Raw genomic sequence first — 18,969 nt, forward strand, 5'->3', positions numbered from 1 at the left:
TGCATGTCATCGGTTGATACGGAAAACATGATTGTCGGCCTGGATATTGGCACCTCCAAGGTGGTGGCCATTGTCGGCAAGCGCAAACTGGATGGATCCATCGAGGTGGTTGGTATTGGTTCCCACGCCTCCCGCGGTCTCAAGCGGGGTGTGGTGGTGAATATCGAAACTACCGTGCAGGCCATACAGCGGGCGGTGGAAGAAGCCGAACTGATGGCCGGCTGTCGCATTCACTCGGTTTACGCGGGCATCGCCGGCAGTCACATCAAAAGCCTCAACTCCCACGGCATCGTGGCCATCCGCGACCGGGAAGTGACCCAGGCGGATATTGACCGGGTGATCGATGCGGCCCAGGCAGTGGCGATTCCGGCGGATCAGAAAATCCTGCACATCCTGCCCCAGGAGTTCGTGATCGACAACCAGGAGGGCATCAAGGAGCCCATGGGCATGTCCGGTGTGCGCCTGGAGGCCAAGGTGCACCTGGTCACCTGCGCGGTGAATGCTGCCCAGAACATCGAAAAATGTGTCCGCCGCTGCGGGCTGGATGTGGACGACATCATCCTGGAGCAGCTGGCTTCGGCTCACTCGGTGCTCACCGAGGACGAAAAGGAGCTGGGGGTATGCCTGGTGGATATCGGCGGTGGCACCACGGATATCGCCGTGTTTACCGGCGGCGCGATTCGCCATACCTCGGTGATACCCATTGCCGGCGACCAGGTCACCAACGACATTGCCATGGCCCTGCGTACACCCACGCAGAATGCCGAAGACATCAAGATCAAGTATGCCTGCGCCCTGACCCAGCTGGCCGGGGCGGACGAGACCATCAAGGTGCCCAGCGTGGGTGACCGGGCTCCACGCAACCTCTCCCGCCAGGCCCTGGCGGAAGTGGTGGAACCCCGTTACGAGGAGCTGTTCACCCTGGTGCAGTCGGAACTGCGTCGCAGCGGGTTCGAGGACCTGATTCCCGCGGGCATCGTGATTACCGGCGGTTCATCCACCATGGAAGGGGTGGTGGAGCTGGCCGAGGAAATCTTCCACATGCCGGTACGGCTTGCGTCACCGCAGGCGGTCTCCGGCATGACGGAGGTGGTCAACAACCCGATTTACGCCACCAGCGTGGGGTTGCTGATTCATGGCTTCCGCCAGATGGATCTGGGGCAGGGGCCCGTTCTGAAGGGAGAGGATGCGCCCTCCCTGCTGGAACGCATGAAAGCCTGGTTTACCGGGCATTTCTGAAGCCTGGCGCATCAACGAAGGTATCTCGAAAAGAACAATCAGCCCGGAAGTGGCTGAACTCAGCACGAAGGAGAAGGGAAATGTTTGAATTAGTCGATAATGTTCAGCAAAACGCTGTGATCAAGGTTATCGGTGTTGGCGGTGGCGGCGGTAATGCCGTACGGCACATGCTCAACAGTGATGTGGAAGGCGTTGATTTCGTCTGCGCCAATACCGACGCCCAGGCGCTTCATGACCTGGACGCGAAACAGATTATCCAGCTTGGTGGCAACATCACCAAGGGCCTGGGTGCCGGTGCCAATCCGGAAATCGGCCGCCAGGCGGCGATGGAAGACCGTGATCGCGTCGCGGATGCCATCAAGGGCGCCGATATGGTGTTCATCACTGCAGGCATGGGTGGCGGCACCGGTACCGGTGCCGCGCCGATCGTGGCGGAAGTGGCCCGCGAAATGGGTATCCTGACGGTGGCGGTCGTGACCAAGCCGTTCCAGTTCGAGGGTGGCAAGCGCATGAGTGTAGCCGAAGCCGGCCTCAAGGAACTGGAAGAGACCGTGGATTCGCTGATCACCATTCCCAACGAGAAACTGCTGGCGGTGATGGGCAAGAAGACCAGCCTGCTGGACGCCTTTGCCTCCGCCAATGACGTATTGCTGGGCGCGGTTCAGGGTATCGCCGACCTGATTACCCGCAACGGCATGATCAACGTCGACTTTGCTGACGTGAAGACGGTGATGTCCGAGATGGGCATGGCCATGATGGGCACCGCCCGCGCGACTGGCGAAAACCGTGCCCGCGAAGCGGCCGAAGCGGCTATCCGCAGCCCGCTGCTGGAAGATATCAACCTGCAGGGTGCGAAGGGTATCCTGGTCAATATCACTGCCGGCATGGACCTCAACCTGGGCGAGTTCTCCGAAGTTGGCGACATCGTCCGCGAATTCGCCTCGGATTCTGCTACGGTTGTCGTGGGTACGGTGATCGATCCCGACATGACCGACGAACTCAAGGTTACGGTGGTTGCGACCGGCCTGGGTGGAGACCGGGAGAAGCCCACCAAGGTGGTGGACAATACCCGTACTCTGGACGGCACCACGGATTACAATCAGCTTGATCGCCCGGCCGTACTGCGCCGTCGCGCCGTGTCACAGGGCAATGTGGCGGTGGATCAGAGCCGTGACTCCGATGAACAGGATGTGGACTATCTCGATATTCCCGCATTCCTGCGCCGTCAGGCTGACTGATATTGTGGGTGCATGTGCGGTTGTCAGAATGCGGGCTATACGCCCGCTCTGTGACCCGAAATCCACGAACGACGGGGCTTTAGGCGATGATGTTACTGGATCGCTGGTTAAATGGTATTCAGTCTCGTTACCTGATATCATCGGCGCAACTTTTTGCTTGATGATATCGTTCCTTTGTGACGGAAATATGTACCAATGATCAGACAACGGACGCTCAAAAATACCATTCGTGCTACTGGCGTTGGCCTGCATTCCGGGGAGAAGGTTTACCTGACCCTGCGCCCGGCACCAGTGGAAACGGGGATTGTTTTTCGCCGTACCGATCTTGACCCCGTGGTCGAGATTCGTGCCTGTGCGGAAAACGTGGGCGAAACCATGCTGTCGACAACACTGGTCAAGGATGGCGTCCGGGTTGCCACTATAGAGCATCTGCTTTCGGCCATGGCGGGCCTGGGTATCGACAACTGTTTCGTGGAACTTAGTGCGGCCGAAGTGCCGATTATGGATGGCAGTGCCGGTCCTTTCGTCTTCCTGCTGCAGTCAGCAGGTATCGCGGAGCAGGACGCCGCCAAGCGCTTCATCCGGATCAAGCGCGAAGTCACGCTGGAAGAGGGCGACAAGAAAGCCACCTTCCTGCCGTTCGAAGGCTTCAAGGTGAGCTTCGGTATCGACTTTGATCACCCGGTGTTCAAGGGCCGCGCCCAGACCGCCACGGTGGATTTCTCCAGCACGTCGTTTGTGAAGGAAGTCAGCCGTGCCCGCACCTTTGGTTTCATGCGCGATATCGAGAAATTGCGCGCCATGAACCTGGCACTCGGTGGAAGTGTTGATAATGCCATCGTGGTCGATGACTACAAGATCCTCAACGAGGACGGTCTTCGGTACGACGATGAGTTCGTGAAACACAAGGTTCTGGACGCGATCGGCGACCTTTACCTGCTGGGCAACAGCCTGATCGGCGAGTTCCGCGGCGTGAAGTCCGGTCACGACCTGAACAACAAGCTGCTGCGCAAGTTGCGGGCGGAAGAGGATGCCTGGGAAGTGGTTACCTTCGACGATGAAGCGACTGCGCCCATCTCCTACATGAAGCCCGCGCTGGCTGCACCGGCCTGAGGCAGGACGCCTTAACCGGAGCGGTCGCTTGCGTGACTGGCGAGTTTTTCGAGAACCTCGCGTAAAGCTTTATCCTTCGTGTGCCCGGCCTCTTCTTCGAGGAGCCGGGCATTTTCTTTACTGAGGGTCATGGGTTCAGCCGGTTTTTTCAGTGAGTAACGGCCGGGGCGAACCTTGATCGTCAGTTTCCAGACAAACTCGAAGGTTTCTTCATGGCGCAGGTCCGCCATGATTTCCTGCTGGCGGAAGCGTAACTGGCTGGCCCGGGCGGCATTGTCGGTCTGCAGCACCAGTTCGCCATCCTTGTAGCTGACAAGGCGAACACCTTCTCTCAGAGGTTCCGGGACAGACTGCAGAACCCGTTGCTCCGCACGCAGGTGCAGTGTCGCTTTGGCGACCAGTTCCCGCAGCTGACGGGGCTGGTTGTGGTCGTCCGGAGAAAGTGACAGTGAGGGTCTGGTTTTCATGATGGCTATCTGATTCGACGTAACGGTTACAGTTTGTATACACTTGGATTGGGTAGTGCCAGGCAGCTCTTTCATCCGCTGTAGAGCCCGGGGCTGTTAACAAAGCGTAACAGCCCGTCAGCAAAAAGGAAGACACTGGTCTCCTTTTAACGGTCAGGTCCGGTTTATGATCAGGCCAGATTTTCATTGTGACGGCCAATCAGATCTGGTTTGAGGTCCTTTTGATTCGTCACGGACAAGGAGTTGGTCGTTCAGAACAGGGATGGTTCATAACGCGAAATTGGTTAAAGACAATGAACATTATCCTTGTAGGTCAGAACCATGGTCGTTCGAAAGTTTTCACGTTGCATTTCCGCGGCCTTGTTGCAGCCACAATGCTGGCGCTGGCGGTGGTGGCCCTGTTTGCCTGGGGCGGCTACCAGGCGGCCATGGCGCGGGTTGCAGATCGTCCGGTTGTGCCACCCTACCTCCTGGCCCAATGGCATGAAACCCTGCAGGCGCAGGAACAACAACTGACCGAGCTTGAGCGTAACGCCCGCGAGCAGGTGGATGCCATGACCCTGCGCCTGGGTGAAATGCAGGGCCGGTTGTTGCGACTGGATGCTCTCGGGCAACGGTTTGTTGAAAATGGCGCCGTAGCCGCCGATGAGTTCAATTTTAACGAAGCCCCGGCGGTGGGTGGTCCCGAAGAAACCGGCGATGCCGAATCGTTCAGTACGCCACAGCTATCCGGGATGATCAATCAGCTTGATCGGCGTATCCGCGACCGGGAACAGCAATTGCGGCTGCTGGATACCCTGATGTCCAACCGTCGCCTGGAAGACGAGCGTTTTGTAGCCGGTCGCCCGATTACCTGGGGCTGGCTGTCGTCGCCGTTTGGCTATCGCTCCGACCCCTTCAACGGCAAGCGCACCTGGCACAATGGTGTGGATCTGGCCGGCAAGGACGGCAGCGATATCATTGCGGTGGCCGCCGGAGTGGTAACCTTCGCCGGTGACCGCCATGGCTATGGCAACCTGGTGGAAATTGACCACGGTGACGGCCTGGTGACCCGCTATGCCCACGCAAAGGGGCTACAGGTGCAGGCAGGGCAGGTGGTCCAGAAGGGGCAGGCCATCGCCACCATGGGATCCACCGGACGGTCAACCGGTCCCCACGTTCACTTTGAAGTGGTCCAGAATGGCAAGGCCCGCAACCCGGTGACCTATATCCAGCGCGCCTCCCGCTGACCGGACTGGCGTGCCCTTGCCAATAGTGGCAGCCGCATCAAAGTGCTCCGCTTGCAATAACATCACACACCCGCGCGCTCTCCGTCGCGGGCCGGTAGGTTCCCGGTCCGCGCCTCCGTTGTGACCCAGCCCGGGTTTCCGGTGTGTTAACCCTGCCGGTTGAACTCTGCCGCCTTTTGTCCTCTCGCAAAATAAGGTTAGAATGCCGGCTTCCTCCGTTTAATCAAAGAAGCAGTGGTCTATGTTCACGAAGCTTGCAACGAAGATGTTCGGCAGTAAAAACGCCCGCGAGGTCAAAAGGATGCGCAAGGTAGTATCGCGCATCAACGCTCTCGAGGAGTCCCTTGAGGGGTTGTCAGACGAGCAGTTGCAGGCCAGGACAGTGGAGTTCCGGGACCGCCTAGCAAAAGGCGAGACCCTGGATCAGCTGCTTCCCGATGCGTTTGCCACCGTGCGCGAAGCCAGCCGCCGGGTGATGGGGATGCGCCATTTCGACGTGCAGCTGATCGGTGCCATGACACTCCATGAAGGTCATATCGCCGAGATGAAAACGGGGGAGGGGAAGACCCTGGTCGCGACCGCGGCCGTATACCTGAACGCCCTGGCTGGCCGGGGCGTGCACGTGGTGACCGTCAACGATTACCTGGCCCGTCGTGACGCCGACTGGATGGGCAGGCTCTACCGCTTTCTGGGCATGACCGTCGGTGTGGTGGTGTCCGGCCAGCCACCGCAAGAAAAGCAGGAAGCCTACAAGGCGGATGTCACTTACGGCACCAACAACGAATTCGGCTTTGACTACCTGCGGGACAACATGGCGTTCAGCACCCAGGACAAGGTGCAGCGGCCTCTTAACTTCGCCATCGTCGACGAAGTGGATTCCATCCTCATCGACGAGGCCCGTACGCCCCTGATCATCTCCGGTGCCGCCGAAGACAGTTCGAAGATGTACCGGGAGATCAACACCCTGATTCCGTCGTTGGAAAAGGGCGAGGTGCCCGAGGACGAAGGCGAGCCCACCGGGCATTTCACCATTGACGAGAAGTCCCGTCAGGTCGAGCTGACCGAAGCCGGCCACGAGAAGGTGGAAGAGTTGCTGCTGGGCCGCGGGCTGCTGAAGGAAGGGGATAACCTCTATTCCGCCGCCAATCTGGCCCTGTTGCACCATGTGCACTCGGCCCTGCGCGCCCATCACCTGTTCCACCGTGAGGTGGATTACCTGGTACAGAATGACCAGGTGGTGATCGTGGACGAGCACACTGGTCGTTCCATGCCGGGTCGTCGCTGGAGCGAGGGCCTGCATCAGGCGATCGAAGCTAAGGAAGGTGTCGACATCAAGGCGGAAAGTCAGACCCTGGCCTCCACCACCTTCCAGAACTACTTCCGGATGTACGACAAGCTGGCGGGCATGACCGGTACCGCAGATACCGAAGCCTTTGAATTCCGCCAGATCTACGGCCTGGACGTGGTGGTCATTCCGCCCAACAAGCCGATCCAGCGCACTGACTACAACGACCTGATCTACCTCACCCAGGAAGAGAAGTTCCACGCGATTATTGACGAGATCAAGGATGTAACCGCGGCAAACCGGCCCGTACTGGTGGGCACGGCCTCGGTGGAAGCATCGGAAGTACTGTCCTCGCTGCTCAAAAAGGCGCGGATCGAACACAAGATCCTCAACGCCAAGCACCATGAGAGCGAGGCCCAGGTCATCGCCCAGGCGGGTCGCCCCGGTGCGGTCACCATTGCCACCAACATGGCCGGTCGTGGTACCGACATCATGCTGGGCGGTAACTGGGAAACCGAAGTGGCCTCCCTGGAGAATCCGACCCAGGAGCAGATTGACGAGATCAAGGCCGACTGGGAAGAGCGCCACCAGCAGGTGCTGGCGGCCGGTGGCCTGCACATCATCGGCACCGAACGACACGAATCCCGCCGTATTGACAACCAGCTCCGTGGCCGTGCCGGCCGTCAGGGTGACCCGGGCTCTTCCCGCTTCTTCCTGTCGCTGGAAGACAACCTGATGCGCATCTTCGCTCCCGACCGGGTCAAGAAGCTGATGCAGGCCATGGGCATGAAGAAGGGCGAGGCCATCGAGCACCGCATGGTCACCAACGCCATCGAGAAGTCCCAGCGCAAAGTGGAAGGCCGTAACTTCGACATGCGCAAGACGCTGCTGGAATACGACGATGTGGCCAACGACCAGCGCACCGTGATCTACGATCAGCGTAATGAGGTCATGGCCTCCGAGGATATCTCGGAAATGATCGACGGTATCCGCGCCGACGTGGTTGAGGAAACCGTCAGCGAGTTCATTCCGCCCCAGAGTATGCCGGAGCAGTGGGATGTCCCGGGGCTGGAGGCCCAGCTGTCATCCGAAATGGCCGTCGATCTGCCCATTCAGCAGTGGCTTGACGAAGACAAGAAGCTCCACGAGGAAAAGCTGCGCGAGCGCATCATGGAGGAGGTTGTCGCCGCCTACCGGGCCAAGGAAGAGGTGGTGGGCGCCGAGTCCATGCGCAAGTTCGAGAAGCAGGTATTCCTGCAGGTACTGGATACCCTGTGGAAAGAGCATCTGTCCAACATGGATCACCTGCGCCGTGGTATTCACCTGCGTGGCTATGCCCAGAAGAACCCCAAGCAGGAATACAAGCGTGAGGCCTTCAATCTGTTCGAGGCCATGCTGGATACCATGAAGCGGGACATCACCCGGGTGCTCTGTCACGTCAAGGTCCAGACCCGTGAGGAGATGGAAGAGATCGAGCGTCAGCGCCGGGAACAGCTCGAGAAGGAACTGGCTGCTGCACGTTTGCGTCATGATGAAACCAGCGCCACCCAGGCAGAACAGGGTGATCAGGGGCAAGGCGAAAGAGACAGGGCCAGCAGTGCGACCCCGGAAACCTACGTTCGCCAGGACCGGAAAGTGGGCCGCAACGAGCCCTGTCCGTGCGGGTCCGGCAAGAAATACAAGCAGTGCTGCGGCAAGATTGCCTGACACAGCACCTGAGCTGAACACTGGCAGCCTCGAGTCCGACAGGCTGCCAGACACCCGCACCTCCGGATCATCGGGGCTGCGGGTTTTTTTATCCTTGATAACGAGTTGAGCAGACCGGCAACTTCCGGTCCCACAGGAGGAGGTTATGGCGGTAGGTCCCGCAACACTGCCCGAGCATTTTTACCCGGTGGCCGGCGTCCGGCTGGGTATCGCCAGTGCCGGCATCAAGAAACCCGGCCACAGGGATGTGGTTGTCATGGAGCTGGCGCAAGGCAGCCGGGTGGCCGGTATTTTTACCACCAACCAGTTCTGTGCCGCCCCCGTTCATGTGACTCGCGAACATCTGGCGGAGGGTGAGCCCCGTTACTTGCTGATCAATACCGGCAACGCCAATGCCGGTACCGGAGCCCGGGGCCTGAGCGATGCCAACGTCTGTTGCGAAGCCCTGGCGAAAGCCGCCGGGGTGCGGGCCCACTCGGTGCTGCCGTTTTCCACCGGCGTGATTGGCGAGCCCCTGCCGGTGGACCGGATAGTGTCAGCGCTGCCGGCAGCGCTCGCCGATCTGTCAGAAGACCACTGGGCGGAAGCGGCAGCCGGGATCATGACCACCGACACCCGCCCCAAGGGTGCCAGCCGACAGCTGGACATTGATGGCGAGACGGTGACCATTTCCGGCATCAGCAAGGGGGCCGGCATGATCCGTCCGAACATGGCCACCATGCTCGGCTTCATTGCCACCGATGCCGCGATTTCACCGGCGGTGCTGCAGAGATTGAGCAGCGAACTGGGGGAAAAATCCTTCAACCGCATCACCATTGATGGCGATACCTCCACCAACGACGCCTGCATGCTGATCGCCACGGGCCAGTCCGGTGCCGGGGTGGCCACGGTTGAGGGTGAGCACTATGAGGCCCTGAGGGCGGCTCTGGAAGCGGTGTACCTGGAGCTGGCTCATGCCATCGTCCGGGACGGCGAAGGTGCCACCAAGTTCGTTTCCATCAATGTGGTGGGGGCTGCGGGCCGGCAGGAGGCGCTGGACGTCGCCTACACCGTCGCCCACTCGCCGCTGGTAAAGACCGCGCTGTTCGCGTCGGATCCCAACTGGGGGCGAATCCTGGCGGCCGTCGGCCGTGCCGGTGTGGAAGGTCTGGACCTGGAAGCCGTGGAAATCTTCCTGGGGGACGTTTGCCTGGTGCGTGAAGGCGGGCGAGCGGACGATTACACGGAAGAACGTGGTCAGGCAGTGATGGACCAGGAGGAAATCACCATCCGCATTGATCTCAAGCGCGGGCGACTCGAGGAAACCGTCTGGACCTGCGATTTCTCCCATGACTATGTCACCATCAATGCCGAGTACCGCACCTGATGGCTGATGGCGGCAAAAAGGTCGTCCACGTGGCGGTGGGTGTGGTCTGGCGTAAGGGCCTCGTGCTGATCGCCCGCCGCTCGGACCATGCCCACCAGGGTGGGCTACTGGAATTTCCCGGAGGCAAGGTGGAGCCCGGCGAGGGCGTCCGCCAGGCGCTGGCGCGGGAGATGCTGGAAGAAACCGCGGTTACCGTGTCGCCGGAGGATCTGCAGCCACTGATCGGTATTCGCCATGACTATGGCGACAAGGAAGTGTTCCTGGATGTCTGGCAGGCCTGTGAGTCATCGGGCGAGCCCCGTGGTGTGGAGGGGCAGCCGGTTTTCTGGCTGGCGCCGGAAGAGCTGAACGCCGGCGACTTCCCGGCGGCTAACCGACCCATTATCGGCGCTGTCCGTCTGCCACGGCAGCTTGCCATCACCGGTAATGTCGCTAGTACTGATGCCGCCGTGGAGTGCTGCGTGCGTGGCGTGGAGCGCGAGAGACCATCACTGGTGATGCTGCGGCTGCCCTCACTGACGTCGGAGGCCTACACGGAAGTGGCAGGGCGGTGCCTGCAACAACTGCCGGAAACGCCACTGATTGTGCACGATCGTCCCGAACTGGCAGCCGACCTTCCGGTGGCTGGCGTTCATCTTTCCTGGCGCCGGGCGGCCGCCCTGTCGGGGCGACCGGTGCCGGAGGACCGGTGGTTCGGCGTTTCCTGTCACAATGAGGACGAACTCGCCCACGCCGTTGCCATTGGCGCCGACTACGCCACCCTGGGGCCGGTGCTGCCCACCCGCTCTCACCCGGAAGCCGAGGGCATGGGCTGGGATCGATTCACCAGACTGGCGAGTCAGGCTGTATTGCCTGTGTACGCCCTGGGCGGCACCAGTCCCGAACTACTCGACAGAGCCATCGAGGCCGGTGCACAGGGTATCGCCGGGATTTCCTGGTGGTGGCCAACCCAACAGACGGAGGCGATATGACGAAACTGACACACCTCGACGACCAGGGCGCAGCCCGCATGGTGGACGTGGCCAGCAAGGAAATAACCCAGCGCGAAGCGGTGGCGGAAGGGCGCATCCTCATGGATCCGACAACCCTGGCCATGATCGTGGATGGCGAACACCCGAAGGGTGACGTACTGGCGGTGGCCCGGGTTGCCGGCATCATGGCGGCCAAAAAAACCCATGACCTGATCCCTCTGTGCCATGCCCTGAACCTGTCCTCGGTGAAAGTGGCGCTGACACCGGAGCAAGACCCGTCATCGGTACACATCGAAGCCCGCTGCAAGCTGGCCGGCCAGACCGGGGTGGAAATGGAAGCCCTGACCGCTGTCAGCGTTGCAGCACTGACGCTCTACGACATGTGCAAAGCCGTGGACCGGGGTATGGAGATTACCGCCGTGCGGCTGCTGGAGAAGAAGGGCGGGCGTAGTGGTCACTGGCAGGCATCGGAAGCCGGGGATTAAACCGCCGGGTGCATCCGATCCGCCTGCCCGGGCGTAGATGCAAGGGACTTTCCGGGAAAGCGGCCAGAGCCTGGCCCAAAGGAGCTATCTTGAACTACGCCAGTAGGCCGCCATCTGCTAGAATGCCCCGCTCATTGCACCAGGATCTACGAGGAAACACTGTGGTCGTTCGTTACGTCCAGACCTGTCGTCTGCCCACGCCGTTCGGCGTCTTCCAGATGCACGGTTTCGAAGAGCCGGACACCGGCAAGGAGCACGTTGCCCTGACCTTGGGGGATCTGGACAGCCCCGAGCCCATGTTGGCGCGCACCCACTCGGAATGCCTCACCGGCGATGCCCTCTACAGCATGCGCTGTGACTGCGGCTATCAGCTGGAAGAAGCCCTGCGAAGCATCGCCAGGGAAGGGCGGGGCATCCTCATGTACCTGCGACAGGAAGGCCGGGGCATCGGTCTGCTCAACAAGATCCGTGCCTACAAGCTGCAGGACGAGGGGGCAGACACCGTAGAAGCCAACGAGCGGCTCGGCTTTGCGGCCGACCTGCGGGACTACACCATGTGCAGGGATATGCTGGATCACCTGGGCATCCGCAGCCTCAGGCTGATGACCAACAACCCCCGCAAGGTGGACTCACTGCGTTCCCTGGGCATCGATATTGTTGAACGGGTGCCGCTGCATGTGGGCCGCAACCCCCACAACGAACACTACCTCAATACCAAGCAGAGCAAGCTGGGTCACTGGCTGGAAACTCATCAGGATGATGATCCGGAATAATTTTCCGGGCATCAAGGCCGGTAAAGGAAGTGGCGTTACCCTGGAAGTATGACCGGGGGCAGGGTGAGGGATGCTTTCGCAGCAGCGACAAGGATGTCGCGATAGCAAACCGGGTAGACAGGGACGTCCCCTGTTTGCGGCGGAGAAGGCATCCCTCACCCTGCCGCCAGCCACCAATCTCGCAGCCTACAATGAAGGGGCAGCAGCCCTCAGATCTGGCTTCCCAGAATTCAATCGCTTGCGGATAGACGCCTCAATACCAGCGGCATCCAGCCCCACTTCACTCAACAGCTCATCATGCTTGCCGTGGTCAACATAACGGTCAGGCAAACCAAGTTGAAGCACCGCCTTCGCGAACCCTTCCCGGTTCAGGAACTCCGTTACCGCACTGCCCGCGCCCCCGGCAATCGCATTCTCCTCCAGCGTCACCACCACATCATGAGCGGCGACCAGGTCCGCCACCAGCTTCTCGTCCAGCGGCTTCACGAAACGCATATCGGCAACCGTTGCGTTGAGGTTTTCCGCCGCCTCCAGAGCTGCCGAGAGCCGGGTGCCGAAATTCAGGATGGCGACTGACTCGCCCTCCCGCACAATGCGGCCCTTGCCGATGGGAAAGGGCTTCAGCTCCTGCTGGATTATTGCACCCGAACCGGTGCCCCGGGGATAACGAACTGCGGCCGGCCCCTCATACATCAGCCCGGTTTGCAGTAACTGCCGGGTCTCGTTTTCATCCGATGGCGTCATCACCACCATGTTGGGCACACAGCGCAGATAGCTGATATCGAAAGCGCCTGCATGGGTCGGGCCGTCCGCACCCACCAGACCGGCGCGGTCAATGGCAAAAAGCACATCCAGATTCTGGATCGCCACGTCATGGATCAGCTGGTCATAGGCCCGCTGCAGGAACGTGGAATAGATAGCCACCACCGGCTTGGCGCCGTCACAGGCCAGACCGGCGGCCAGGGTCACCGAATGCTGTTCGGCAATGGCCACATCGTGGTACCGGTCCGGGAAGCGCCGGGAAAAGGCCAGCAGGTCCGAGCCTTCGCACATGGCCGGCGTGATACCCACAATACGTTCATCCTGCTCTGCTGCGTCGCACAACCACTGTCCGAACACATTGGCGTACTTGGGCAACTTGGGCTCGGGTTTTACCGGTTTCGGCCTGCTCGGCGGTATCGGTTCAATCTTGTTGATGGCGTGATAGCCAATGGGATCATCTTCCGCCGGGGCAAAGCCCTTGCCCTTGCGGGTCACCACGTGCAGGAACTGCGGGCCGCTGAGCTCGCGAATATTCTCCAGTGTCTCCACCAGCAATGGCAGATCATGGCCATCGATGGGGCCGATGTAATTGAAGCCCAGCTCCTCGAACAGAGTGCCCGGGGCAATCATGCCCTTGAAGTGTTCTTCCGTCTTGCGAGCCAGGGCCATCAGCGGTGGAGCCGCCTGCAGTACCTTCTTGCCGCTGTCCCGCACCTGGTTGTAGGTGCGGCTGGACAGCAGGCGCGCGAAGTAGTTGGACAACCCGCCCACATTCTTGGAAATGGACATGTCGTTGTCGTTGAGGATCACCAGCATGTCCGCATCAAGGTGCCCCGCATGGTTCAGCGCCTCGAAAGCCATGCCGGCGGTCATGGCCCCATCGCCTATAATGGCGACGCTGCGGCGGCCGGTCTGCTGCAGCCTGGCTGCCAGGGCCATGCCCAGGGCGGCACTGATGGACGTGCTTGAATGACCCACACCGAAAGTATCGTATTCACTTTCCGAGCGCTTGGGGAAGCCGGCCAGGCCGCCTTTCTGGCGGATACTGCCCATCTGTTCCCGGCGGCCGGTGAGGATCTTGTGGGGATAGGCCTGGTGGCCCACGTCCCACACCAGACGGTCTTCCGGTGTGTTGAACACGTAGTGCAGGGCAACGGTCAGTTCCAGTACGCCCAGCCCGGCGCCAAAATGTCCGCCGCTCTGACCGACGGTCCATAGCAGGAACGCGCGCAGTTCCCGGGCCAGCGCCGGCAGATCTTCCTCCGATAGCAGTCGCAGCTGGTCCGGTGTCTCGATCCGGTCCAGCATCGGCGTATGGGGCCGCTGGGTAGGGATTTCCTTGAAAATATCGTTGTCCTGCATCCGTCCGGGTCTTGTGTCGATGATTTCGGGAGCGTCGTTGTCAGGCGTCCCATCCGGCTAAAACGTCCATTATAGGCGATGGAGAGGATGGTTTCAGTAGCGTCGTGACACCACGAACTCTGCCATGCCCCTCAAAGCGCCCGCTTGCGGACCAAAGTCCGCCAAGCTTTGCTGGCACTGTAGCAACAGTGTGGCAAGGTAGTCCCGGGCCCCGTCAACCCCCATCAGGGCGGGGTAAGTCGGTTTACGGCGGGCCTGGTCGGATCCCTGGGGCTTGCCGATAACGCTGGTGTCGCCCTCGATATCCAGCAGGTCATCCTGAACCTGGAAAGCCAGCCCGATGGCCCGGGCATAGCTGGCCAGTTGCTCCTGTTGTTGCTGTCCGCCGCCTTCACCCAGCACCGAGAGTACGCCGAGGTGCACGCTGGCCTCGATCAGTGCGCCGGTCTTGCGGCGATGCATCTGCTCCAGCTGCTCGACGGAAAGCTTCTGCCCGACGGCCCCCAGGTCGATGGCCTGGCCGCCGACCATGCCGGCACTGCCGCTCGCAAGCGCCAGGCGTCGAACCATGGCCAGGCGGGTGTCGGCGGTCAGAGCCGGCTCCGTGGCCAGCCACTCAAACGCCAGGGCCTGCAGGGCGTCGCCGGCCAGGATGGCCGTTGCCTCATCGTACTGGATATGGGTCGTGGGCCGGCCACGGCGCAGTTCATCATCGTCCATGGCCGGCAGATCATCGTGAATCAGCGAGTAGGCGTGAACAAGCTCCACCGCACAGGCCGCCACCAGCGCCTGCTCCGGCTGGCCACCAACGGCGGTGGCAGTGGCCATTACCAGGGCCGGACGGATGCGCTTGCCACCACCGAGCACACTGTAACGCATGGCAGCGTGCAGGCGGGTTGGCTCGGTGGTCTCCCCCGGCAGGCGCCGTGCAAGGCATTCGTCGGTCAGTGTGGCGCAGGTGGCAAGGAAGTCATCGGTGGAGGCTTGGTGCATTGTCAGCCTTGCTCCTCACCATCTTCCGGCGGGTGGAATGGCCGGGTTTCGAGAGTGCCATCGTCCCGCTCCACCAGCTGCTGAACCCGTTGTTCTGCCTGGCGAAGTGCCTGCTGGCATTCGCGGGTCAGTTTTACACCCCGCTCGAATGCCCCGAGGGACTGTTCCAGTGACAGCTCACCCTGTTCAAGGTCCCTGACCAACCCTTCCAGTTCCGCCAGGGACTTTTCAAAATCGGCAATGGATGTGGTGGTTTCCGGGGTATCAGCCATGGGGCTCTCCGTCAGCTTCACGACGCTTGTGGTTGGTTTGGCGGTAGTGTCCCGTTTGATTCATTTGTTGACCTGCTGCGAATAAACCAAAAGGGACGCCAGTATATCAGAGCGTTGTTCCGGGCCGAACCTCAAGTGCAAAGCGTCAGTCGTGTCTGGATTGCTGCCAGCAGAAGTGTTGCTGTTGGTCAGGCTCCGCGTCCCTGAGCCAGGTCTGTTCCGTGACCCGGATTTCGCCGCTGCGGGCCACGGTGACCACCGTGCTTGCCCGGGTGCCATACAATTCTGACTGGATAAACGGCGACGACAGAAAGCGCTCGCGCTCCAGCCCGACACCCGTGTCTGGCAGCAGATGGTCTGGTGCCGGCGAGGTGTCCTGCAGCTGATCGAGGAGAGAGTTATGTAATGTTTCAGGAGCGCTCGGGTCAGTGGCGCCCAGGGTGGCTCGCATCTGTTCCCGCAGGCGGACCAGTTTCGGCCAGGGGCTCTGCAGCAGGTGGTTGCTGAGCCCGTAGGTGCCCCGGTGCAGGCTCCGCCCGGGGTGGGCGTCGCGGTTGCTGTAGTACCAGCCTTCCCGGTCGCGCAGCTGGATCAGGTTGAAACCGGCGTAAAGGTTGCCGTTGTCAGCAAGGTGTTGCCGCACCTCCTGTCGGGCCTGTTGCTGAATCATCAGCGGCAGCTTCCCCCGGGTCAGGCGCCCTGGTTCGCCGCTGCCCTCCCGTACATTGGTGACGGCGCTGATCGTTCCGCCGGGGGACACTGCCAGCCAGGTGCCCCCTGAGCGCTCGTCACGGCCTGCCAGCAGGTTGGCCTCGGGCCACCAGTGCATGGGGGTGGTAGGACGGTCATGGAATTCGTCACGGTTGGCCGCCAGTACCAGGGGATACTCGCGGTGCTGATCAATGGCAAAAAGAATAAGGCACATAGTGTTCCGTCTGGTTGCGAGCGCGGGAAATGATCACCTCTGGCGTGTATGATACACGCTTTGATTTTCAACGGACGGCGGTGTTCATGTCCCTGTTTCTGGTCTTCGGGCTCTATCTGGCCCTGGGCGCGCTGGCGGGAACCCTGGCGGGCCTGTTTGGTATTGGCGGTGGCCTGGTCATTGTACCGGTGCTCATCTTCAGTTTCGGGCTGCAGGGTATCAGCGCGGATATCACTGCCCATCTGGCGGTAGGTACGTCGCTGGCGACCATTGTGTTCACCTCCATCAGTTCGATCCGCTCCCATCATCTGCAAAAAGCGGTCAGGTGGGAGCTGTTCCGGCCCATGGCGGTGGGTATCGTCGTGGGGGCCGTGCTGGGAGCCTGGACGGCATCCTTGCTGAGCGGGCCGGCACTGGAACTGATCATCGGATTTTTTGTCATCCTGGTGGGCCTGAAGATGCTGCTGGATGTCAATCCGAAAACCGCCAGGCCGGTTCCCGGTGGTGTCGGGCTGGTTGGCGCTGGTGGCGTGATCGGTTGGGGTTCAGCCATTTTCGGCATTGGCGGGGGTACCCTGACGGTACCTTTCCTGAGCTGGCGCAGTGTGCAGATGCAGCAGGCGGTGGCCACCTCCGCCGCTTGTGGCTTGCCTATCGCCATTGCCGGTGCCGCTACCAACTTCTGGACTGGCTGGGGGCATGAGTCGCTCCCGGACTACGCGCTGGGCTTTGTCTACCTGCCGGCATTGGTCGGCATCGTCGCAACCAGTGTGATTTTCGCCCGGTTTGGCGCGGTTCTGGCCCACAAACTGGATGCCAGATTGCTGAAGCGCCTGTTCGCAATTCTGTTGCTGATTGTTGGCATCCGTTTCCTGTTCTGAGGTTTGTCCATGCTGAAACACCCGCAGTTTGATCCCGTGGCGATTTCCGTCGGTCCCCTGAAAGTCCACTGGTACGGTCTGACCTACCTGGTGGGTTTCGCCGTTGGCTGGTGGCTGGGCAAGGTCCGGGCACGTAAGGAATGGACACCCCTCAATGAGGAGCAGGTCGGTGACCTGCTGTTCTATATCGCCCTGGGGGTCATCCTCGGTGGCCGTTTCGGTTATGTGGTGTTCTACAATTTCGATCAGTTCGCGGCTGACCCGCTGTGGCTGTTACGGGTCTGGGAAGGCGGCATGGCCTTCCATGGTGGTTTGATTGGCGTCATGCTTGCCATGTGGTGGTACGGTCGCAAAATTGGTTGCGGTTTCTTCCGCATTGCGGATTTTGTGGCGCCACTGGTACCTGTTGGCCTGGGGGCGGGGCGCATAGGCAACTTTATCAATGGCGAGCTGTGGGGGCGGCCAACGGATATGCCCTGGGGCATGGTGTTTCCCCAGGCGCCGGACATGCTGGCCCGGCATCCGTCCCAGATCTACCAGTTTGCGCTTGAGGGTGTGGCGTTGTTTGCCATCCTCTGGTTATTCTCCTCGAAGCCGCGTCCGACCATGGCGGTTTCCGGGTTATTCCTTATCCTGTACGGCTGTTTCAGGGTCATCGTGGAGTTTTTCCGTCAGCCGGACCCGCAGCTGGGTTATCTGGCATTCGACTGGCTGACCATGGGCCAGCTGCTGTCGTTGCCGATGATTCTCGCCGGCGTCCTGCTGATGGTGTTTGCATACAGAGGCGTGAAGTCATGAAAGCCTATCTTGATCTGATGAACGATGTGGTCGCCACCGGCACCGACAAGGGCGACCGCACCGGCGTGGGCACCCGCTCCGTGTTCGGCCGCCAGTTGCGGTTCGACCTGCAGCAGGGCTTTCCGTTGCTGACCACCAAGAAGGTGCACCTGCGCAGCATTATCTATGAGTTGCTGTGGTTCCTGCAGGGTTCCACGGACAACAACTGGCTGAAGGAGCGCAAGGTCAATATCTGGAACGAGTGGGCCCTGGATAATGGTGACCTGGGTCCCATCTATGGCAAGCAGTGGCGCAGCTGGCAGTGTCCGGATGGCCGGGTAGTGGACCAGATCAGTGACGTGATCGAGCAGATTCGCACCAAGCCCAATTCCCGGCGCCACATCGTGACCGCCTGGAACCCGGCGGAGTTGCCGGATGAGTCCATGGGCCCCCAGGACAATGCCCGTGAGGGTCGTATGGCGCTGGCGCCGTGTCACTGTCTGTTCCAGTTCTATGTGGCGGACGGGCGCTTGTCCTGTCAGCTGTATCAGCGCAGTGCGGATCTGTTTCTGGGGGTGCCGTTCAATATTGCCTCCTACAGTCTGCTGACCCATATGATTGCGCAGCAGTGCGATCTGGAGGTAGGTGAGTTCGTGCATACCTTTGGTGACTGTCACCTGTACCAGAACCATCTGACCGATGACATTGTCTTCGAGCAGCTCAAGCGTGAGCCCGGGCTGTTGCCGACATTGCGGATTCTGCGCAAGCCGGATTCCATATTCGAGTACGAGTATGAGGATTTCGAAGTTGAGGGGTATGAGCCTCAGGGTGTGATCAAGGCGCCCATTGCGATCTGACACCTCTTGGAGCGCCTGACCGAGACTTGGGTGCATGCGGACGGGTAACTGGTGACCCTTTCCGAAACACGCCGTGAATACGTCCATGTAGGCTCTTCGAAAACGTCCCTGTTTTCGAAGGTATTCGGAAAGGGTCCCCAGTCACCCGTACGCCCAGAATAATGAGTTCGGCAGCGTCAATGGTGAATCCCTCAAAGGACTGAGCTCCAATCTTTCAGGCCTGCTGAAAAGTTCGAGGGGCTGATGCCGGGTAGGCTTTTCCGGAAC

Annotated in this window: 17 protein-coding genes; 12 read left to right on the top strand and 5 right to left on the bottom strand. The window is 60.7% G+C overall.

Annotated elements, in window-relative coordinates; all coding sequences use genetic code 11:
- The first annotated feature begins 3 nt into the window (after nt 1-3).
- From ftsA to lpxC, 3 genes are all read left to right on the top strand, one after another.
- Nucleotides 4-1,239: a cell division protein FtsA gene (ftsA, locus tag IE079_RS06860; protein ID WP_189574825.1), complete on the top strand. Its 1,236-nt coding sequence runs from the start codon at nt 4-6 to the stop codon at nt 1,237-1,239.
- 80 nt (nt 1,240-1,319) lie between these two features.
- Nucleotides 1,320-2,477 (top strand): cell division protein FtsZ, encoded by a 1,158-nt coding sequence (gene ftsZ / locus IE079_RS06865; RefSeq protein ID WP_189574828.1) that lies wholly within the window; start codon nt 1,320-1,322, stop codon nt 2,475-2,477.
- Nucleotides 2,478-2,672: 195 nt separating this feature from the next.
- Nucleotides 2,673-3,590, top strand: a complete 918-nt coding sequence (gene lpxC / locus IE079_RS06870) for a UDP-3-O-acyl-N-acetylglucosamine deacetylase (RefSeq protein ID WP_189574830.1) — start codon at nt 2,673-2,675, stop codon at nt 3,588-3,590.
- 11 nt (nt 3,591-3,601) lie between these two features.
- On the opposite strand, the gene IE079_RS06875 is transcribed toward lpxC, so the two are convergent.
- Nucleotides 3,602-4,057, bottom strand: coding sequence for a DUF721 domain-containing protein (locus tag IE079_RS06875; RefSeq protein ID WP_189574832.1), 456 nt, complete (start codon nt 4,055-4,057; stop codon nt 3,602-3,604).
- Nucleotides 4,058-4,350: 293 nt separating this feature from the next.
- Here IE079_RS06875 and IE079_RS06880 point away from each other — a divergent pair, with 293 nt between their 5' ends.
- The 6 genes from IE079_RS06880 (at nt 4,351) to ribA (ending at nt 11,873) form a co-directional block, all read left to right on the top strand.
- The gene (locus IE079_RS06880) at nt 4,351-5,286 is read left to right on the top strand and encodes a M23 family metallopeptidase (RefSeq protein ID WP_189574834.1); all 936 of its coding nucleotides are present in this window, start codon (nt 4,351-4,353) and stop codon (nt 5,284-5,286) included.
- A gap of 241 nt (nt 5,287-5,527) precedes the next feature.
- A complete protein-coding gene (gene secA, locus IE079_RS06885) occupies nt 5,528-8,278 on the top strand; it encodes a preprotein translocase subunit SecA (RefSeq protein WP_189574837.1) in 2,751 nt (916 codons plus the stop codon).
- A 145-nt stretch (nt 8,279-8,423) separates the two neighbouring features.
- A complete protein-coding gene (gene argJ, locus IE079_RS06890; RefSeq protein ID WP_189574839.1) occupies nt 8,424-9,644 on the top strand; it encodes a bifunctional glutamate N-acetyltransferase/amino-acid acetyltransferase ArgJ in 1,221 nt (406 codons plus the stop codon).
- Nucleotides 9,644-10,615 (top strand): Nudix family hydrolase, encoded by a 972-nt coding sequence (locus IE079_RS06895; protein WP_189574841.1) that lies wholly within the window; start codon nt 9,644-9,646, stop codon nt 10,613-10,615. Before argJ ends, IE079_RS06895 begins: the two co-directional genes overlap by 1 nt.
- Nucleotides 10,612-11,100, top strand: coding sequence for a cyclic pyranopterin monophosphate synthase MoaC (gene moaC / locus IE079_RS06900; RefSeq protein WP_189574843.1), 489 nt, complete (start codon nt 10,612-10,614; stop codon nt 11,098-11,100). The genes IE079_RS06895 and moaC overlap by 4 nt, the downstream gene beginning before the upstream one ends.
- Before the next feature lie 161 nt (nt 11,101-11,261).
- Nucleotides 11,262-11,873, top strand: a complete 612-nt coding sequence (gene ribA, locus IE079_RS06905) for a GTP cyclohydrolase II (RefSeq protein WP_189574845.1) — start codon at nt 11,262-11,264, stop codon at nt 11,871-11,873.
- Nucleotides 11,874-12,059: 186 nt separating this feature from the next.
- Here the strand turns inward: ribA and dxs are convergent, their stop codons facing one another.
- The 4 genes from dxs to IE079_RS06925 form a co-directional block, all read right to left on the bottom strand.
- A complete protein-coding gene (dxs, locus tag IE079_RS06910) occupies nt 12,060-13,997 on the bottom strand; it encodes a 1-deoxy-D-xylulose-5-phosphate synthase (RefSeq protein ID WP_189574847.1) in 1,938 nt (645 codons plus the stop codon).
- 93 nt (nt 13,998-14,090) lie between these two features.
- Entirely contained in the window at nt 14,091-14,990 is a 900-nt protein-coding gene (locus IE079_RS06915) for a polyprenyl synthetase family protein (RefSeq protein ID WP_189574849.1), read from the bottom strand.
- Between the two features lie 2 nt (nt 14,991-14,992).
- On the bottom strand, nt 14,993-15,262 hold the full coding sequence (locus IE079_RS06920) for an exodeoxyribonuclease VII small subunit (protein ID WP_189574851.1): 270 nt from the start codon (nt 15,260-15,262) through the stop codon (nt 14,993-14,995).
- A 145-nt stretch (nt 15,263-15,407) separates the two neighbouring features.
- Nucleotides 15,408-16,187 carry an NRDE family protein gene (locus tag IE079_RS06925; RefSeq protein ID WP_189574853.1) on the bottom strand — a complete coding sequence of 260 codons (780 nt, stop codon included), beginning with the start codon at nt 16,185-16,187 and terminating at the stop codon, nt 15,408-15,410.
- A 98-nt stretch (nt 16,188-16,285) separates the two neighbouring features.
- On the opposite strand from IE079_RS06925, the gene IE079_RS06930 reads away from it, so the two are divergent.
- Genes IE079_RS06930 through IE079_RS06940 form a run of 3 tightly spaced genes read left to right on the top strand, consistent with a single transcriptional unit; the run spans nt 16,286 to nt 18,702 of the window.
- Complete coding sequence (locus IE079_RS06930) at nt 16,286-17,068, top strand: sulfite exporter TauE/SafE family protein (protein WP_227712407.1); 783 nt, start codon at nt 16,286-16,288, stop codon at nt 17,066-17,068.
- Between the two features lie 9 nt (nt 17,069-17,077).
- On the top strand, nt 17,078-17,866 hold the full coding sequence (lgt, locus tag IE079_RS06935) for a prolipoprotein diacylglyceryl transferase (RefSeq protein WP_189574857.1): 789 nt from the start codon (nt 17,078-17,080) through the stop codon (nt 17,864-17,866).
- Entirely contained in the window at nt 17,863-18,702 is an 840-nt protein-coding gene (locus IE079_RS06940) for a thymidylate synthase (protein WP_189574859.1), read from the top strand. Before lgt ends, IE079_RS06940 begins: the two co-directional genes overlap by 4 nt.
- Nucleotides 18,703-18,969 lie beyond the last annotated feature (267 nt).

This window comes from Marinobacter zhanjiangensis (assembly GCF_014651935.1).
Taxonomy (GTDB): domain Bacteria; phylum Pseudomonadota; class Gammaproteobacteria; order Pseudomonadales; family Oleiphilaceae; genus Marinobacter; species Marinobacter zhanjiangensis.